The 18063-nt window shown below is 74.5% G+C and carries 13 protein-coding genes; 7 read left to right on the top strand and 6 right to left on the bottom strand.

All coding sequences use genetic code 11. From position 1 onward, the window contains the following. Positions 1 to 39 precede the first annotated feature (39 nt). Positions 40 to 1695, bottom strand: coding sequence for an ATP-dependent DNA ligase (locus tag PP1_RS02565; RefSeq protein WP_170918894.1), 1656 nt, complete (start codon positions 1693 to 1695; stop codon positions 40 to 42). Between the two features lie 73 nt (positions 1696 to 1768). On the opposite strand from PP1_RS02565, the gene PP1_RS02570 reads away from it, so the two are divergent. Beyond that, on the top strand, positions 1769 to 4312 hold the full coding sequence (locus PP1_RS02570) for a DEAD/DEAH box helicase (protein WP_010230334.1): 2544 nt from the start codon (positions 1769 to 1771) through the stop codon (positions 4310 to 4312). 118 nt (positions 4313 to 4430) lie between these two features. Next, positions 4431 to 6578 carry a putative bifunctional diguanylate cyclase/phosphodiesterase gene (locus PP1_RS02575; RefSeq protein WP_010230336.1) on the top strand — a complete coding sequence of 716 codons (2148 nt, stop codon included), beginning with the start codon at positions 4431 to 4433 and terminating at the stop codon, positions 6576 to 6578. Between the two features lie 6 nt (positions 6579 to 6584). Here PP1_RS02575 and PP1_RS02580 read toward each other — a convergent pair whose 3' ends face one another. From PP1_RS02580 to PP1_RS02590, 3 genes are all read right to left on the bottom strand, one after another. Next, entirely contained in the window at positions 6585 to 7370 is a 786-nt protein-coding gene (locus tag PP1_RS02580; protein ID WP_010230339.1) for an LLM class F420-dependent oxidoreductase, read from the bottom strand. A 21-nt stretch (positions 7371 to 7391) separates the two neighbouring features. After that, positions 7392 to 8099, bottom strand: coding sequence for a DUF742 domain-containing protein (locus PP1_RS02585; RefSeq protein ID WP_010230341.1), 708 nt, complete (start codon positions 8097 to 8099; stop codon positions 7392 to 7394). A gap of 175 nt (positions 8100 to 8274) precedes the next feature. Then, the gene (locus tag PP1_RS02590; RefSeq protein ID WP_010230344.1) at positions 8275 to 9483 is read right to left on the bottom strand and encodes an acyl-CoA dehydrogenase family protein; all 1209 of its coding nucleotides are present in this window, start codon (positions 9481 to 9483) and stop codon (positions 8275 to 8277) included. A gap of 209 nt (positions 9484 to 9692) precedes the next feature. Here PP1_RS02590 and fdhA point away from each other — a divergent pair, with 209 nt between their 5' ends. Then, complete coding sequence (fdhA, locus tag PP1_RS02595) at positions 9693 to 10907, top strand: formaldehyde dehydrogenase, glutathione-independent (protein ID WP_010230347.1); 1215 nt, start codon at positions 9693 to 9695, stop codon at positions 10905 to 10907. A 103-nt stretch (positions 10908 to 11010) separates the two neighbouring features. On the opposite strand, the gene PP1_RS02600 is transcribed toward fdhA, so the two are convergent. Next, complete coding sequence (locus PP1_RS02600; RefSeq protein WP_010230350.1) at positions 11011 to 11841, bottom strand: NAD(P)-dependent oxidoreductase; 831 nt, start codon at positions 11839 to 11841, stop codon at positions 11011 to 11013. A 57-nt stretch (positions 11842 to 11898) separates the two neighbouring features. Between PP1_RS02600 and PP1_RS02605 the strand changes: the two genes are divergently transcribed. Next, positions 11899 to 12654 carry an HpcH/HpaI aldolase family protein gene (locus PP1_RS02605; protein ID WP_029239545.1) on the top strand — a complete coding sequence of 252 codons (756 nt, stop codon included), beginning with the start codon at positions 11899 to 11901 and terminating at the stop codon, positions 12652 to 12654. Between the two features lie 6 nt (positions 12655 to 12660). Here the strand turns inward: PP1_RS02605 and PP1_RS02610 are convergent, their stop codons facing one another. Beyond that, a complete protein-coding gene (locus PP1_RS02610) occupies positions 12661 to 13347 on the bottom strand; it encodes a TetR/AcrR family transcriptional regulator (protein ID WP_010230356.1) in 687 nt (228 codons plus the stop codon). 204 nt (positions 13348 to 13551) lie between these two features. Between PP1_RS02610 and PP1_RS02615 the strand changes: the two genes are divergently transcribed. The 3 genes from PP1_RS02615 to PP1_RS02625 are packed head-to-tail and all read left to right on the top strand — an operon-like array spanning position 13552 to position 18054. Next, positions 13552 to 15675: an acetate--CoA ligase family protein gene (locus tag PP1_RS02615; protein ID WP_212592104.1), complete on the top strand. Its 2124-nt coding sequence runs from the start codon at positions 13552 to 13554 to the stop codon at positions 15673 to 15675. Between the two features lie 29 nt (positions 15676 to 15704). Then, positions 15705 to 16442, top strand: coding sequence for an enoyl-CoA hydratase/isomerase family protein (locus tag PP1_RS02620; protein WP_010226320.1), 738 nt, complete (start codon positions 15705 to 15707; stop codon positions 16440 to 16442). Between the two features lie 37 nt (positions 16443 to 16479). Then, the gene (locus PP1_RS02625; RefSeq protein WP_010226322.1) at positions 16480 to 18054 is read left to right on the top strand and encodes an ABC transporter substrate-binding protein; all 1575 of its coding nucleotides are present in this window, start codon (positions 16480 to 16482) and stop codon (positions 18052 to 18054) included. Positions 18055 to 18063: the final 9 nt, after the last annotated feature.

An 18063-nucleotide genomic window follows, 5' to 3' on the forward strand; every position in this document is an offset into this window, starting at 1 on the left:
GCGCCGGGGCGGCGACTCCGTTACCCGGTCACGCGGGCGTTACTCCGCGGGTGCGTCCAGCGGCAGGCTGAGGAGGACGAGCGGGGCGCGGGCGGCACCGCCGGGGACACCCGGCCGGTCCGCCGTCCGGACCTCCACCCGGCAGGTGCCCGTGACGAGACGCACGTGCACCGTCCCCCCGGCGGTGGCGGGCTCGATCTCCTCCTGCACACCGCGCCGGACGGCGGCGAGCACCGCCAGCGGCGGGACGGCCGCGGCCGGGTCCACGCCCGACGTCCGCGGGTCGTCGACGTCCGACTCCAGCCGGGCGCCGAACCGGGTCCGCTCGATCTGCAGGTACGCCCGGACCGCGGCGAGCTCCTCGTCGAGCCGGATCGCCGGCTCCTCGGCCCGGTCCGCCGCCCGGGACAGGTCGGCGAACCCGAGCAGCAGCTCCCGGGCGCGGGGCGGGTCGGTCCGGACGAGCGAGGCGATCGTGTTGAGGGTGTTGTAGACGAAGTGCTGTTCGAGCCGCCGCGACAGCGGTCCGTGCCAGGGGCCCTCGGGCGCCGGAGCCTCCGGCGGGACGGCCTCGCGGACCCGGATCCGGACGGTCTCCTCGGTGGCCGGAGTGGTCGCCGGGGCGGGGGTCGCGGCGGGGGGCGGGGCCGCGGCCGTGCGGACCGGCACCGTCGCGCCACCGCCGCCGGGCGGCTCGCGGCGCGCCGGGGCCGGGTCGCGCAGGTCGTCGTCCTGGGCGTCCGGGGGGACCAGGCCGCGCCAGGACGGCAGCGCGAGCCGGCCCGCGGCCGTCCGGCCCCGGTGCTCGACGGCCGCGACGAGACCGGGCGCGAGCCAGCGGGCGTCCGCGGCGATCCCCTCCGGCACGTCGGCGGGCGGGCGGCCCGGACGGGCACCCAGCACCGTGCGGGCGTCGCCGTCGGCCGCGCCGATCCCGACCCGGCCGACGTAGACCGGGCCGTCCGCACCGGGCAGCGCCAGCAGCACGGCCGCGATCCGTTCCCGGCCCGCCGTGCTGCCGGCCGGGACCCAGCCCGCGACCTGCACCTGACGGCGCCGGCGCAGCGGTACCCGCAGCCAGTTCCGGGTGCGCCTGCCCGGCTGGTAGGGCACGTCGAGACGCTTGAGGTGCAGGCCGTCGAGCCCGTACTGCTCGGCGGTGCGGACGACGAGATCGGCCTCGTCCAGCCCGAACGACGGCGGCACCAGGATCGTGGGCCCGGCCAGTCCGAGCGCCTCCAGCTCGGCCCGGCGGCGCCGGTAGGGCAGCTCCAGCACCCGGCGGCCGTCCCTCCAGAGCAGGTCGGTCACGACGTAGCCGACCGGCACCTCTGCGCGCAGCCCGTCGTCCGGGGCGACGGTCGCGGTCCGGCGCAGCAGCGGCCCGCGCGAGGGGCGGCCCGCCTCGTCGAGCGCGACGACCGTGCCGTCGAGCACCATCCCACCCGGTGGCGACTGCTCGCCGAGCACGGCCAGCTCGGGGAACGACCGCGTGACGCTGCGCGCCGTCGACGAGAGCAGCCGCACCCGGCCCGGACGCACGTAGGCCACGCAGCGGTGGCCCTCCCAGCCGAACTCCACGGCCCACCGGCCCGGGTCGGTCGCGTCGCTGAGCTCGCCGGCCGCGGGCAGCATCGGTGGGACGAGATCGGGCAGGGTCGGGCCCTGCTCGCCCGTCGCAGCGCCCCCGCCCACGGACGACACGGTAGTCGGGCGGCTGCGCGGCCCTGCCGTCCGCTCCCGGGCGGCCAGGCACAATCGACCCATCATGACGCTGACCGAGCGACTCCGACGCACCGCGGGCCCCGACGGCTCCCCCGATCCCGCCGAGCTGGTGGACACCTTCGCCGACTGGGCGTTCGACGAGCGCGGCCTGTCGCTCTACCCGGCGCAGGAGGAGGCGCTGCTCGAGCTGGTCACCGGCGCGAACGTCATCCTCTCCACGCCGACCGGCTCCGGGAAGTCCCTCGTCGCGATGGGGGCGCACGCCGCGGCGCTGGCCCGCGGGGAGCGCACCTTCTACACCGCGCCGATCAAGGCGCTGGTCAGCGAGAAGTTCTTCGCGCTGTGCGAGGTGTTCGGTGCCGACCAGGTCGGCATGCTCACCGGCGACGCCGCGGTGAACGAGAAGGCCCCGATCGTCTGCTGCACCGCGGAGATCCTCGCGAACCTCGCGCTGCGCACCGGGTCCGGCGCCGACGTCGGCTCCGTCGTGATGGACGAGTTCCACTTCTACGCCGACCCGTCCCGCGGCTGGGCCTGGCAGGTCCCGATCGTGGAGCTGCCGCAGGCGCAGTTCCTGCTGATGAGCGCGACGCTGGGCGACACCTCGTTCTTCGCCGAGGACCTCCGGCGCCGCACCGGCCGGGAGACCGCGGAGATCACGTCGGTGGAGCGGCCGGTGCCGCTGCACTTCCGCTACGTCGTCGAGCCGCTGCACGAGACGATCACCGAGCTGCTGGCGACGAGGGAGGCGCCGGTCTACGTCGTCCACTTCACCCAGCAGGCCGCCGTCGAACGGGCGCAGGCGCTGATGAGCGTCAACGTCACGTCCAAGGAGGACAAGGCGGCGATCGCCGAGACGATCGGGAGCTTCCGGTTCAGCTCCGGGTTCGGCCGCACACTGTCCCGGCTCGTCCGGCACGGCATCGGCGTGCACCACGCCGGGATGCTGCCCCGCTACCGGCGGCTGGTGGAGACGCTCGCCCAGGCGGGGCTGCTCAAGGTCATCTGCGGCACCGACACCCTGGGGGTGGGGATCAACGTCCCGATCCGCACGGTGCTGTTCACCGCGCTGTCCAAGTACGACGGCCGCCGCGTCCGCCCGCTGAAGGCCCGCGAGTTCCACCAGATCGCCGGCCGCGCGGGCCGGGCCGGGTACGACACCGTCGGCACCGTCGTCGCGCAGGCGCCCGAGCACGACATCGAGAACGCGAAGGCCCTCGCCAAGGCCGGCGACGACCCGAAGAAGCGGCGCAAGGTGCAGCGCAAGCAGCCGCCAGAGGGCTTCGTCGGCTGGTCCGAGACGTCGTTCGAGAAGCTGCAGCAGGCCCGCCCCGAGCCGTTGACCAGCCACTTCGAGGTCACGCACGCGCTGCTGCTGAACGTGATCAGCCGGGGCGGCGACACCTACGCGGCGATGGAGCACCTGCTCACCGACAACCACGAGCCCCGCAAGCGGCAGCGGGCGCACATGCTCCGTGCGATCGCGATCTACCGTGCGTTGCGGACCTCGGGCGTCGTCGAGGAGTACGACGAGCCCGGCGCCACCCGGCGCCGGGTGCGCATCGTCGACGAGCTGCAGCTCGACTTCGCCCTCAACCAGCCGCTGTCGCCGTTCGCGCTCGCCGTGTTCGAGCTGCTGGACCAGGAGTCGCCGACCTACGCCCTCGACGTGCTGTCGGTCATCGAGTCCACGCTCGACGACCCGCGCCAGGTGCTCGCGGCCCAGCAGAACAAGGCCCGCGGTGAGGCCGTCGCCGCCATGAAGGCCGACGGCCTCGAGTACGAGGAGCGGATGGCCCGGCTCGACGAGGTCACCCACCCGAAGCCGCTCGACGAGATGCTCCGGGCCGCGCTGGAGACCTACCGGCGCGGTGCGCCGTGGGTCGCCGACGCCGAGCTGTCGCCGAAGTCGGTCGTCCGCGACATGAGCGAGCGGGCGATGACCTTCACCGAGTACGTCTCGCACTACCAGCTCGCCCGCTCCGAGGGCCTGGTCCTGCGCTACCTCGCCGACGCCTACCGGGCGCTGCGCCAGACCGTGCCCGAGCACGCCCGCACCGAGGAGCTGACCGACCTCATCGAGTGGCTGGGCGAGCTCGTCCGCCAGACCGACTCGTCGCTGCTCGACGAGTGGGAGAAGCTCGCCGCGGGTGCCGACGCCGAGGGCGGCGAGGTCACCCCGCCCGGGGCCGAGATCGCCACCGGGCCGTCCGGGCTCACCGGCAACGCCCGCGCCTTCCGGGTCATGGTCCGCAACGCGATGTTCCGCCGGGTGGAGCTGGCCGCGCTCGGCCGGTACGCCGAGCTCGGCGACCTCGACGCCGACGCCGGCTGGACGGCCGACCGCTGGCGGGAGGCCCTGGACCCGTACTACGACCTGCACGACCGGATCGGCATCGGCCCGGACGCGCGCGGTCCCCAGCTGTTCGACCTCACCGAGGAGGCGGACCGCTGGCTCGTGCGTCAGGTCCTCGACGATCCGGCGGGCGACCGCGACTGGGCGGTCACCGCCGAGGTCGATCTCGCGGCCTCGGACGAGGCGGGGGTTCCCGTCGTGTGGGTGACGGCGGTGACGGACGGGTCCTGACGGCCCCGGACGGGCCCCGTGATGTAACCCGGTCGGCCCCACCGGACCGTGAGCATCGGTTACGGTGTCTCCCGATCACGGGGGGACACCCTCCGCCGGGGACGAACGGGGGCGGCGGATGCAGCAGGCCGACGTCGCCGCTGCACGCCCCGACCACGGGCGGGCCCTCGTCGCGGGTGGGCTGCCCGATGCCTCCGATCTGGCGGAACGCTGGTCCGACGAGCTGTCCCGGAGGGCCGTCCCGACCGCGGGCGAGCTCCGCCCGCTGCTCGACCGGCTCGCCGCGCAGATCCGGGAGTCCGCCGTCGCGGAGCCGTTCGACCCGGCCGTCCCCGCGGCCGCGGGCCGCGAGCTGATCGTCGCGCGGCTGACCGACCCGGCCTGCCTGGAGATCAGCCTGCGGCTCCTCGGCGCCCACCTCGAACCGGCCGCGGACACCGCGGGACGGGTGCGCCGGCTCGCCGCCGTCGCGGGCGCCTTCGCCCGCGGCTACACCGACGCCACCCGGCACCAGGTGCTCGGCGAGCACGAGACGATCACCCGGGCCGCGCTGGAGGCGCGGGAGACCGCGGAGCGGGCCCGCTGGGTGTCGGAGTCCCGGTTCACGGCGATGTTCGACTCGGCGGCGGTGGGCATCGTCATCTTCGATCCCGACGCCGCGTCGATCGAGGCGAACGACGCCGCCGCCACGATGCTCGGCTACACCCGCGCCCAGCTGGCCGGGATGGGTGTCGAGGAGTTCGTCTCGCGCGCCGACGCCCCCGGGATCTGGGCCGAGCGGCGACGGCTGCTCGAGGGCTCCCTGGACCGGTTGCGGCTGGTCCAGCCGGTGCGGCGCGCCGACGACGCCGAGATCTGGATCGACGCCGTCGTCACACCGCTGCGTGAGCCGGACGGCACCGCGCAGCTGCTCGTCGCCGTGCTCAGCGACGTGACCGACCAGCTCGAGCTGCAGCAGCGGCTCGAGCACCAGGCGCTGCACGACCCGCTGACCCAGCTCCCGAACCGGTCGCTGTTCTTCGAGCGGCTGTCCGCCGCGATCGACCGGGACGGCGCGGACGGCGCCCGGCCCGGGGTCTGCTACCTCGACCTCGACGGGTTCAAGGTCGTCAACGACACCCTCGGGCACCAGTCGGGCGACCAGCTCCTGCAGGTACTGGCCGACCGGCTGCGGTCGGCGCTGGAACCGGACGGGCACCTCGTGGCCCGGATGGGCGGCGACGAGTTCGTCGTGCTCGTCGAGCGCAGCACCGACCGCGCAGAGCTGGAGGAGGTCGCCGGACGGGCGCTGGGCACCGTCCGCCGCCCGGTCCGGATCGACGGCCGCGACATCGTCATCTCGGCGAGCGTCGGCGTCGTCCGGCACGACGGCGAACTCGGCCCCGACGAGCTCATGCAGGCCGCCGACACGACGCTCTACTCCGCCAAGCACGCCGGCCGCGGCCGCTACGTGTACTACGACCGCGAGCGGCACCGCTCCGACGTGCGCCGCTTCGAGCTCTCCTCGCAGATGCCGGAGGCGTTGCGCCGCGACGACTTCGTGGTCGTCTACCAGCCGCTGGTCCGGCTCGCCGACGAGCAGACGGTCGGCGTCGAGGCGCTGGTGCGCTGGCAGCGACCGGACGGCGAGCTGCTCGGCCCCGACCGGTTCATCCCGCTCGCCGAGGAGACCGGGCTCGTCGTCCCGCTCGGCAGGCGGGTGCTGGACGAGGCGTGCCGGCAGGGCCGGATCTGGGCCGACGAGCGGCCCGACCGTCCGTTGCTGGTGAGCGTGAACGTCGCGGCCCGCCAGATCGGGGAGTCCGACCTGGTCGCCGACGTCGCCGCGACCCTGGAGCGGCACGACTGGCCCGCCGGGCAGCTCCAGATCGAGCTCACCGAGTCCGACCTCATGGGCTCCCCCGGACGGCCGCTGGCCACGCTGCGCGAGCTGGACCGGATGGGTGTCCGGATCGCGATCGACGACTTCGGCACCGGCTACTCGAACCTCGCCTACCTGCGCCACCTGCCGGTGCACGTGCTGAAGCTGGCCGGGCACTTCGTCGCCGGGTCGGCCGAGCGCGACGACGTCATCCTGCGCACCCTGATCTCGCTGGCCTCCGCGCTCGACCTGGAGGTGACCGCGGAGGCCGTCGAGACCCGGGAGCAGGCGGCCCGGCTGCGGGAGTACGGGTGCGCGAACGCGCAGGGCTGGTACTACGCCCCCGCCGTCGTCCCGGGGCGGATCCCGGACCTGATCGGCGACCCGTTCCTCCGCGACCTCTGACGCCGCTCAGGCGTTGCGCTCGTCGCGCCAGGCGATCCAGTCCTTCAGCCGGGCGAGGTCGTAGCCGCCCTGCCCGTCCTGGCCGACGGTGAAGAGGCGGACGCCGGCGTCGTACAGGCCGGGGCCGCTCTCCTCGGGGGAGCCTTCCACGGCGCAGGACCGCTCGATCTCCGCGGGATCACGACCGAGGTCGCGGCAGTGCCCGTCGAGCACGGAGCACTTGTGCGCCACGGTCTCCGCGTCGCCGAATCCGTGCCAGATCGTGGCGTGCTCGGCGGTGTAGCGGAGCGTCTTCTTCTCCCCGCCGCCGCCGACCAGCACCGGGATGTCGCGGGTCGGGGCCGGGTTGAGCGCCGCCCAGCGGTCCCGGATGCGGGGCAGCGCCTGGGCCAGGTCCCGCAGGCGGCCACCGGCCGTGCCGAACTCGTAGCCGTACTCGTCGTAGTCGCGCTGGAACCAGCCGGCGCCGATGCCGAGGATCAGCCGGCCGCCGGAGATGTGGTCGACGGTGCGGGCCATGTCGGCGAGCAGCTCGGGGTTGCGGTAGCTGTTGCAGGTCACCAGGGCGCCGATCTCGATCCTCGAGGTCGCCTCGGCCCAGGCACCGAGCATGGTCCAGCACTCGAAGTGCTTGCCGTCGGGCTCGCCGTAGAGCGGGAAGAAGTGGTCCCAGTTGAACACGACGTCGGCGCCGGCCTCCTCGGCGGCGGCGACGGTGCGGCGGATCTCGGAGTAGTCGGCGTGCTGGGGCTGCAGCTGCAGCCCGATACGGACGGGACGCGGGTCGCTCATGCGCCCCATCCTGCCGCCGGGTCAGAGCTTCCGCAGTCCGGCCAGCACGCGGTCCATCAGCTTCATGCTCGGCCCGTCCTCGGCGGAGGAGACGCCGTGCACGGTCAGCCTGCCCTCGCCGGCCAGGTCGTCGATGAGCACCCGGGCCACGCCGAGCGGGACCGACGCGAGCGCCGCCACCTCCGAGACCGACCGGGTCTGCGCGCACAGGCCCAGCACGACCGCCTTCTCCCGGCTGTCGACCCGCACCGGGCCGCGGACCGGCGTCACCGACACCAGGGTCTCCAGCCGGAGCTCCATCCGGACCCGGGTGCGGCCGCCGGTGATCACGTAGGGCCGCACCGGCGCGAACGCGACCTGCTCGACCGGGCCGGGGTCGTCGACGACGGCGGGCAGCGGGGCCGTCTCCCAGCCCGTGCCGTCGTCCGGGGCGGTCGCCGCGGCGTCCTCCTGTGCGGCGGCGCTCACGGCGGCGGCCGACTCGGCCGCACGTTCCTTGCGGGACTTCCGCTTCCGCTTCACCGAGTGGCCACCGAACCGGGCGCCGGTGACCCCGACGAGGTCCTCCTGCGGCGGCTCCGCGTCGTCCACGGGAACCGCGGCGGGCTCCGGTGCGGGTTCCGGGGCCTCCTCGACGGGGCGACCGTGCGGGTGCTCCGGATCGGGCGCGTGCCGGGACGTCGGGGCGCCGAAGCGGGCCCCCGTACGCCCGATGTCCGACCGTGCCATCCACCCTCCGATGTTCGCCGTCCGCTTCGTCCCCTGTCGCGTGGAAGCGATCACGGTGGGCGACCGGGGAGACGCACAGGGTGGACCGGACGCACTACCGATCGGTGTCGCCCGTGTCACGCCTGTGTGACACGACGGAGGGTCGGCAGGTCGTGACAGGAAAAAATTCCTCCTGTCACCCCAGCGGGCTCCGCGGCAGCAGGCGGTCCGCGATGATCTTCTTCTGGATCTCGCTGGTGCCCTCGAAGATCGTCGTCAGCCGGGCGTCGCGCCAGTGCCGCTCCACCTGGTGCTCGGTGGTGTAACCGTTGCCCCCGTGCAGCTGGATGCCGTCCGCCGTCACCTCGGCGGCCATCTCGGTGGCCACGAGCTTCGCCATCGCCGCCTCCCGCTCGCACGACTCGCCCTGGTCGAGGCGGTGGGCGACGTGCTGGTAGAACGACCGCGCCTGCTCCACGCGGGCCGCCATCGTCGCGAGGGTGAAGCGCACCGCCTGGAAGTCGCCGATCGGGTGCTCGAACTGCCGGCGCCGCTGCAGGTAGCGGACGCAGTCCTCGACGGCCGCCCTGGCCAGGCCGACGGCGCGGGCCGCGGTGTGCACCCGGGCGATGTTGAGCCACGCCTGGGCGTCGGCGAACCCCTCGCCGCCCGCGCCGAGCTGGTTGGCGACCGGGACACGGAGCCCGTCGAACTCGAGGTCCCAGGTCACGAACCCGTGGTAGCCGATCTTGTCGATCGGGGTGCCGGTGAGCCCGTCGGGGAAGGTGTCCCGCTGCTTCTCGACGACGACGGTCGCGAGCCCGGCCGAGCGCTTCTCCCCCGGCTCCGGGTCGGCGGTGCGGACGAGGACCTGGACGAAGTCGGCGGCCTTCGCGTTGCCGGTCCAGCGCTTCCGGCCGGTGACGACGTACTCGTCGCCGTCGCGGACCGCCCGGGTCTCGACGGCGGCGAGATCGGACCCGGCGTCCGGCTCGGACAGCGCGATCGCGCCGATCCACCCGCCGCGCGCGCTGCGCCGGAGCAGCTCCGCCCTGCGGTCCGGGTCCGCCACGTTCGTGCCGGCCCCCTGCGCCCTGGCGATGATCGACCCGACGCTCATCCAGGCCCGGGCCAGCTCCTCGGCGACCATGCAGTACTCGAAGGCACCGAGACCGAGCCCGCCGTGCTCGGTGCCGACCGTGATCCCGAAGTACCCCAGTTCCCCCATCTCGTCGAGCAGGTCGCGCGGGATCTCGCCCTTGCGCGGGTCGAGCTCGTCGGCCACCGGCAGCACCCGCGTCGTCGCGAACTCGCGTGCCTGCTTCTGCAGCGCCTCGCGCTCGGGGGTGTGGTGCGGCGCGGTCAGCACCGGCACCGGGGGCTCGAGGAGATCGTCGTCGGTCATCCGCGCAGTATCGCCCGGTGCCGCGGCCGGGGCCATGCACGGCACCTCTCCTCCGGTGCAGTGCCCATCGACCCATGTTCAGATCCGCATATCCGTGGCACGGTCGCATTCGGCGACGTGGCCGGCGCACGGGGGCGGGCACCCGGCGCGACGCCCGCGGGTCCGCGACCGCGGATCGCGCGCAACGCCTTCGAGGGGAGCGAGGCATCATGCCCGACAACCGCGTCGTGGTCTACAAGGGACCGGGACAGGTCGCCGTCGAGTCGATCGAGTACCCGAAGCTGGAGCTTCCGACCGACGTCGTCGACGGTCTCAAGATCAAGCGGAAGGCGCCGCACGCCGCCATCCTGAAGATCGTCACCACCAACATCTGCGGCTCCGACCAGCACATGGTCCGTGGCCGCACCACCGCACCGGTCGGGCAGTCGCTCGGCCACGAGATCACCGGCGAGATCGTCGAGGTCGGCGACGACGTGCTGTTCGTCGGGCCCGGGGACATCTGCTCGGTACCGTTCAACATCGCCTGCGGGCGGTGCCGGATGTGCAACGAGGGCAAGACCGGTGTCTGCCTGAACGTCAACCCGGCGCGGCCCGGCGCGGCCTACGGCTACGTCGACATGGGCGGCTGGGTCGGTGGCCAGGCCGAGTACGTCATGGTGCCCTACGCGGACTTCAACCTGCTGAAATTCCCGGACCGGGACCAGGCGCTGGAGAAGATCCTCGACCTCACGATGCTGTCCGACATCTTCCCGACCGGCTACCACGGCGCGCTCAGTGCCGGGGTGACGACCGGGTCGACCGTCTACGTCGCGGGCGCGGGCCCGGTCGGGCTGGCCGCCGCGCACGCCGCGCAGCTGCTCGGCGCGGCCGCGGTCGTCGTCGGGGACATGATCCCTGAGCGCCTGCAGCAGGCCCGCAGCTTCGGCTGCGAGACGATCGACCTCCGGCTGGACGGGACGCTGCCCGAGCACCTCGAACAGCTGCTCGGCGAGCCCGAGGTGGACGCCGCCGTCGACGCCGTCGGCTTCGAGGCGCGTGGCCACGGCAAGGACGCCGACGAGGCGCCGGCGACCGTGCTGAACTCGGTCATGGACATCACCCGGGTCGGCGGCGCGCTCGGCATCCCCGGGCTCTACGTCACCGGGGACCCGGGCGCGGTCGACGACAGTGCGAAGGAGGGCACCCTCGGCGTCCGGATCGGCCTGGGCTGGGCCAAGTCGCACCAGCTCACCACCGGCCAGTGCCCGGTGAAGCGCTACAACCGGCAGCTGATGAACGCGATCCTCTCCGGCCGGGCGGAGATCGCGAAGGCGGTCAACGCCACGACGATCTCCCTGGACGACGCCCCGCGCGGCTACCAGGAGTTCGACGGCGGCGTGGCCCGCAAGTTCGTCATCGACCCGCACGGCTCCGTCGCGGCCTGACCCGACGGGCACACAAGGCGCCCCGGTGCCGGTCCTCCCGGCGCCGGGGCGCTCGGCCGTCGTGCGCCACCGCACCCTCGGGTGGCGGCGGGACCCGCGTCCGTCAGCCGCCGTCCGACGCCCGCCGGTACAGCTCGGCCGCGGCGCGGGAGAACCCGTCGGGCACACCGATCGCGGCCAGCGCGTCGGCGGCCTCCTCCATCTCCCCCGCCCAGCGCCAGCCCTTCGCCGCCGCCGTCGCGCGGACGTCGGCCAGCGCGCCGGCGTAGGCGGACCCGGTCCGGTCCAGCTCGCCGTGCAGCGCCTCGGTGACCCCGAAACGGGCCGCGGCCTCCTCCAGCGCGAGCCACAGGGTCGGCAGCGCCTTGCTCTGCAACGCGAAGCAGGCCTTGAGCCCGCTCGCCGTGCCGACGTCGGCCGGCCCGGTGGCCAGCACCCGGGCGTCGAACGGGCTGCCCTCGAACAGCGCGGCCGCGGTGTCGGCGCCCGGGCCGGACAGCCACAGGACCGTCGTGCCACGGTCCCACGCGGGCGGGCCGATCACGGCGCCGTCGCACACCGTCGCCCGGTCGCCCAGCAGCGTCGCGATGCCGCGGACGCTGTCCGGGGCGATCGCGTTCGCCTCCACGTACAGCGGCCGGTCGGTCCGGTCGGCGAGCGCGGCCCCCACCAGCCCGGCGACCTCGCGGGCGGCGTGCGGCGGGCAGATCGAGACGATCACGTGCGAGCGGCGGGCGAGCTCGGCGACGTCCGGGACGGCGACCAGGTCGGCCAGCTCGGCGCGCTTCGCCGTCGCGTGGCTGCGTCCGGCGTCCGCCCAGACCACCGCCCCGGCACGGGGTTTGAGCGCCGAGCCGATCGCGGCGCCCATGGCTCCGGGGTGCAGGATCCCGATCACCGGGCGGGGCGGGAGGGACAGCGCGGGCGGGGCCATCCGGCGATGATGCCCCACGGCTGGCGCGCGGCCGCGCGGGCGGGCACGGTCGACGTCATGAGCGCAGTGATCGACGGGGATCCGATGTTCACCGGCGACGCGGTCGGCGGGTGGCTGCAGCTGCCCTCCCCCGCCGTCGCCGAGGTGATGGGCGCGGTCGGGTTCGACGTGATCTGCGTCGACACCCAGCACGGGCTGATCGGCGACGACACCGTGCTCGGCATGCTGCAGGCGCTGACCGCGTCGGGCACCCGCTCGCTGGTCCGGGTGCCCGGGCACGGCGCGGAGCCGATCGGCCGGGCGCTGGACCGCGGCGCGGACGGCGTGATCGTCCCGCTGGTGGACACCGCCGAGCAGGCCGCGGCCGCCGTCGCCGCCTGCCGCTACCCGCCGGACGGCGGAATCCGCAGCTTCGGGCCGGTCCGCCCGTCCTGGCTCGGACGGGACCCGCTGGCGCCGGGCCGGTGCGTGGTGATGGTGGAGACGGTCGCCGCGGTGGCGAACCTGGAGGAGATCCTGTCCGTCGAGGGTGTCGACGCCGTCTTCGTCGGGCCGTCCGACCTGGCGCTGGCCCACGGCTTCCCGCTCCCCGCACAGGGTCCTGGCGGGCCGCGGGCGGAGGAGTACGGCGACCTCGTCCGCGGGATCACCGAGCGGTGCGCGGCGGCCGGTGTGCCGGTGGGGGCCTACTGCGACTCCCCCGCGCACGTCCGGCGGTTCCGGGAGCTGGGCGCCACGTTCGCCATGCTCGCCGCCGAGCACGTGATCCTGCGGGCGGCGGCGGCCGAGGCGCTCGGCGCGAGCCGCCCCTGAGCAGGGTCAGCGGCGCGGCAGCCCGAGCGAGCGTCCCCACAGCCGGGTCAGCACGGCGACCGATTCCTCCTCGTCGTGGTCCTGCCCGAGGACCAGCCAGTAGTAGATGTACTGGGTGACCATCGAGTTGAGGGCGTGCGACGCCAGCACGGGGTCCAGGTCGTCGTCGGCGAGGCCCCACTCCTGTAGGCGCCGGATCCCGGTCTCGGCCCGGGCCACCGAGCGTTCCCGCAGCTCCAGCCGGTAGCGGCGCATCTCGTCGTCGAAGGACGCGACCTGCTCGAACAGGGCCAGGAGCTTCCGGTCCCGCCGGAACAGGCCGAGGTAGCGGCGGTTCCCCCGCTCGATCCGGTCCCACGCCTCGGCGAGGGTCGGCGGGCGGCCGTCCCCGTGCGGGCCGGTCGGTTCCGGGGCGTAGAGCCCGGACTCCATCACCTCGTTGACGAGTGTGCGGAAGACGTCGGCCTTGGAGTCGAAGTAGGTGTAGAAGCTGCCGTGGCCGGTCCCCGCCGCCGCGGCGATGTCGGCGACCCGCGCGTCGAGGAAGCCGTCCCGTTCGAAGACGGTGCGCGCCCCGTCGAGCAGCAGCGAGCGGGTGCGCCGTCCGCGCGCCGTGCTCGGCATCGTGCCGATGCTCGCCCGGCGGCGGCTGCCGATCCCGCTGCGGGCAGGGCTGGTCGCCTGCTCGGTCACCTGCAGCTCCCCTCACTCGCGTGCCGAGGATGGCACAGCACCGCGTCACCCGAAAGACTTGTAGTCGATATCGATGTCGACTTACCGTGTGGCCCAGGACACGATCTCGCGGGCCGCGGATCGGCGCCCTGACCAGCATCGACCTTCCTCACCCGTCCGAGCGACGGGTGACCGGTCGTGCCCTGCGGACGAGGAGGTCCCACCGTGACGGACACAGCCGGCGCGACCCGGCCGGGCCCGGCCGGTACCCCCGGCCCGACCGACTGGGAGCGGGTGTTCCGGCCCCGGGGCGTCGCGGTGCTGGGTGCCACCGGCCGGCCGGACAGCCCGATGGCACGCCCGCTGCGGTGGCTGGCCGAGCGGGGGTTCGCGGGAGCGGTCCGGCCGGTCAACCCGAAGTACGACGAGCTGGCGGGGCTGCCGTGCTTCCCGTCGCTGGCGGACGTCCCCGGCCCCGTGGACCTGGTGCTCGCCATGGTCCCGGCGCCGCACGCCGAGGCGGCCGTCCGCGAGGCGGGGGCGGCCGGAGCCGCCGCGGTCGTCGTGTTCGCGTCCGGCTTCGCCGAGACCGGCCCCGAGGGCGCGGACCTGCAGCACGCGCTGGTCCGGGCCGGCCGCGAGTCCGGCGTGCGGGTGCTGGGGCCGAACTGCCAGGGCGTGATCTACCCGCCCGCGCGGTTGTTCGCCACCTTCACCGCGGCGGCCGACCGCCCGCTGACCGGCACGTCGGGGATCGCCTACGCCGGGCAGAGCGGCGCCGTCGGCGGATCGGTCCTGGACCTCGCCGCGGAGCAGGGCCTCGACCTGACGGCGTGGGTGAGCACCGGCAACCAGGCCGACGTCGACGTCGCCGAGGTGGGCCGGTTCCTCGTCCGGCAGCCGGAGGTCTCGGTCCTCGCGGTGTACCTGGAGGCGGTGCAGGACGGCGCCGCCTACGCGCGGCTCGCCGCGGAGGCCGCCGCGAGCGGCACGGCCCTGGTCGTGCTGCGGTCGGGCCGGTCGGAGTCCGGGCGCCGGGCCGCGGTGTCGCACACCGGCGCGATGCTCGGTGACGACACCGCGTTCCGGCTGGTCTCGCACCGGCACGGGGTCGTCCTCGTGGACGACGTCGACGAGCTGCTCGCCGCCGCCACCGCGCTCCGCGGCGGGCCGAGGCCACGAGGCCGCAGGATCGCCGCCGTCACCACGTCCGGGGGTGCCGGGATCCTGGCGGCCGACCGGTGCGAGAGCACCGCCCTGGAGCTGCCCGGGCTGGCCCCGGAGACCCGGGCGAAGCTCGCCCGGGTCGTCCCGGAGTTCGGGGCACTGGCCAACCCGGTCGACGTGACCGCCCAGCTGTTCAACCGCGACGACCGGGCGTTCGGCGACGTCTGCTCGATCGTCTGCGCCGATCCCTCCGTCGACGCCCTGATGGTGCTGCTGACCATGGTCGTCGGCGACCAGGCCACCGACCTCGCCGAGGACCTGGCCGGGGCGATGGCCGGGACCGACGTGCCCTGCTCGGTGGTGTGGCTCGCCGCCGCCGACCGGACCACCGAGGCACGCGCCACGTTGCGCCGGGCCGGGATCCCGGTGTTCTCCTCGATCGCCGTCGCCGCGCGGGTCGCCGGCGCGCTCGCCCCGCCGGCGACCGCGGACACGCCCCTCCTCCCCGCCGGGGACGCGGTGCCCGGCCCGGCGCACCGTCCACCGCGGACGGACGGCTGGGCGCTGCTGCACCGGGCCGGTGTCCCGGCGCCCGCGTCGGCCGAGGTCCGCCGGCGCGACGAGGTCCTGCCCGCCGCCCGGGACCTCGCCGGCGCGGTCGGCACCGTGGTGATGAAGGCGGTCGCGCCGGGGCTGGAGCACAAGACCGACGCCGGCGGCGTCCGCCTCGGGGTCCCGGTGGCGAGCGCGGCGGACGTGTTCGACGAGCTGTCGGCCCGGGTCCCGGAGCTGGAGGCGGTCCTGGTCCAGGAGGCGGTGCCGCCGGGCCTGGAGCTGCTGGTCGGGGTCGCCGGTGCCCGCGACGGCTGGCCGCCGGTGGTGACCGTGGGCCTCGGCGGGACCGCCACCGAGGTGCACCGCGACGTCGCGACCGCCCTGGTCCCGACCACCCCGGACGAGGCCCGCGGCCTGCTGCGCGAGCTGCGGTCCTGGCCGCTGCTGGCCGGGCACCGCGGCGCGCCGCCACGCGACGTCGACGCCGTCGTCGACGTCCTGGTGCGGCTCGGCGCCGCGGTCGCCGACCGGCCCGACATCGAGGAGCTCGAGATCAACCCGCTGATCGTCGGCGCCGCCGGCGACGGCGTGGTCGCCGTCGACGTCCTCGTCACCACCCGTTCCTGACCACCCACCGACCCTGGAGGACCACACAGATGGGCTCGATCGTCCTGGACAAGACCGACGGGGTCGCGACCCTGACCGTCGACTCGCCGGAGGTGCGGAACGGGCTGACGCCGACGATGGGCCACGAGCTGGTCGCCGCCTGCGAGGAGATCGACGCCGACCCCGCGATCGGCGCCGCCGTCGTCCGCGGGGCCGGCGGCACGTTCTGCTCCGGCGCCGACCGGCGCACCTGGAACCCGGGCGCCGACCAGGCCGAGGACGCGACGTTCCGGGAGACCGGCGCCGTGTACCGGGCCTTCGTGCGGGTCGGCGCCCTCGCCGTCCCGACGGTCGCGGCGGTCCGCGGCGCGGCCGTCGGCGCGGGCATCAACCTGATGTTCGCCACCGACCTGCGGGTCGTCGCCACCGACGCCCGGCTGCTGGCCGGGTTCCTCCGGATCGGGCTGCACCCCGGCGGCGGGTTCTTCACCATCGCCGGGCGGACCGCCGGTCGGGAGGCCACCGCGGCGATGGGGCTGTTCAGCCAGGAGATCGACGGCCGGCGTGCCGCCGAGATCGGCCTGGCCTGGTCCGCCGTCCCGGACGCCGACGTCGAGGACACCGCGCACCGGCTCGCCGCCGAGCCCGCGAAGGACCCCGCCCTCGCCCGCGAGGCCGTCCGCTCGTTCCGCACCGAGCTGGGTCCGCCCGGGATCGGCTGGGACGCGGCGGTCGAGTTCGAGCGCGCCACCCAGATGTGGTCCCAGCGGCGGCGCAACTCCCGCTGACGGCGCCACGTCGCACGCCGGACAAGGAGGTCCCCCCGTGCGCCCGTCCCCCACCACCCTCGTCGCCGGCCTGCTCGGTTGCCTGCTGCTCGGACTCGCCGCGGGCTGCGGCGCGGGCAGCGGTGCGATCCCGCAGGCCGACACCGGCCCGGTCGACTGCCCGCCCGTCGCACCCGGATCGGACCGCGCCGCCGAGCTGACCTGGATCTACACGGTCGACAACACCAGCTTCGACCCGGACCGGATCACCACGAACAACAGCCAGATGTACCTCTACCCCGTCTACGACAGCCTCGTGCACGTCAACGCCGCCGGCGAGGCCGAGCCGATGCTGGCCGAGTCGTGGAGCCTGTCCCCCGACGGCCGGTCGGTGGACATGCGGCTGATCCCCGGGTGGCGCTACCACGACGGCGTCCCGTTCGACGCCGGTTCGGTGCGCGCCAACCTGCTCCGCCACCGCGACCTCGAGGGCTCGTTCAACGCGAACCGGCTCGAGTCGCTCACCGACGTCCAGGTGCTCGACGAGCGGACCGTCCGTCTCGTCACCGACTCCTCGGCGGGCCCGCTGATCACCATCCTGGGCGGCTCGGCCGGGATGATGATGAGCCCGGCGGCCTTCGACCGGCCCGGCGAGGACGTCCGGCCCACCGGTGGCTCGGGTGCCTACACGATGAGCCGCTACGTCCCCGGTGACCGGGTCGAGTACACCCGGGTGCCCGGCTACTGGGACCAGGACGGTGCGCGGGTCGAGCGGCTGACCTACCTGATCTCCGGCGACGACAACGCCCGTCTCAACGCCGTCACCACCGGCGCCGCGGACGTGACGTTCCTCCGGGCCAACATGGTGCGCCCGGCGCAGGAGTCGGGGCTGGTGATCTGCCAGCAGCCGTCGCTGTCGAGCTACACGCTCAACCTGAACACCGCCCGGTCGGAGTTCGGCGACGAGAAGGTCCGGCAGGCGATGAACGTCGCCGTCGACCGGAGGTCGATCAGCCTGCTCGTCAGCGGCCTCTGCCAGCCCGCGGGCCAGATGTTCCCGGACTTCTACTACGCGTCGTCGACAAACGTGGCACCGCCGGAGCACGACCCGGAGCAGGCCCGGCGGCTGCTCGACGAGGCCGGTCTGCCGGACGGCTTCTCGTTCGACCTGGAGGTCGTCAACCTCGACGTCTACCAGCAGATCGCGCAGATCCTGCAGGCCAACTTCGCCGAGGTCGGCATCACGATGTCGATCACACCGGTCGATCTCAACAAGCTCGCGGAGGACTTCTCCGTGGCCAAGAGCGTCGACGCGATCCTGTTCGAGCAGAAGGCCGAGTCCGACCCGAGCGTGCTCACCGCCGAGTACTACCGGCCCGACGGCTTCAACAACCCGGGCGGGTACAGCGACCCGGTGGTCGTCGCCGCCGAGGACGCCGCGGCCCGCGGCGCGACGCCGGAGGACCGGGCACCGCAGTTCGAGAAGCTCTTCGACCGGGTCGCCGAGGTCCAGGCGCCACACCTGCCGCTGTGCAACCTCACCACCCCGTACGTCATGAACCCGAAGGTCGGTGGTGTGGAGATCTACGCCGACGCGTCCCGCCAGTTCCGCGGCGCGGCGATCAACCCCTAGAGGCGGAGG

It is taken from the genome of Pseudonocardia sp. P1, from assembly GCF_000178675.2.
Lineage (GTDB): Bacteria > Actinomycetota > Actinomycetes > Mycobacteriales > Pseudonocardiaceae > Pseudonocardia.

Coding starts and splice junctions, on each gene's coding strand:
- PP1_RS02570 (WP_010230334.1), top strand. CDS start 1,769: ATGACGCTGACCGAGCGACTCCGACGCACCGCGGGCCCCGACGGCTCC.
- PP1_RS02575 (WP_010230336.1), top strand. CDS start 4,431: ATGCAGCAGGCCGACGTCGCCGCTGCACGCCCCGACCACGGGCGGGCC.
- PP1_RS02580 (WP_010230339.1), bottom strand. CDS start 7,370: ATGAGCGACCCGCGTCCCGTCCGTATCGGGCTGCAGCTGCAGCCCCAG.
- PP1_RS02585 (WP_010230341.1), bottom strand. CDS start 8,099: ATGGCACGGTCGGACATCGGGCGTACGGGGGCCCGCTTCGGCGCCCCG.
- PP1_RS02590 (WP_010230344.1), bottom strand. CDS start 9,483: ATGACCGACGACGATCTCCTCGAGCCCCCGGTGCCGGTGCTGACCGCG.
- fdhA (WP_010230347.1), top strand. CDS start 9,693: ATGCCCGACAACCGCGTCGTGGTCTACAAGGGACCGGGACAGGTCGCC.
- PP1_RS02600 (WP_010230350.1), bottom strand. CDS start 11,841: ATGGCCCCGCCCGCGCTGTCCCTCCCGCCCCGCCCGGTGATCGGGATC.
- PP1_RS02605 (WP_029239545.1), top strand. CDS start 11,899: ATGAGCGCAGTGATCGACGGGGATCCGATGTTCACCGGCGACGCGGTC.
- PP1_RS02620 (WP_010226320.1), top strand. CDS start 15,705: ATGGGCTCGATCGTCCTGGACAAGACCGACGGGGTCGCGACCCTGACC.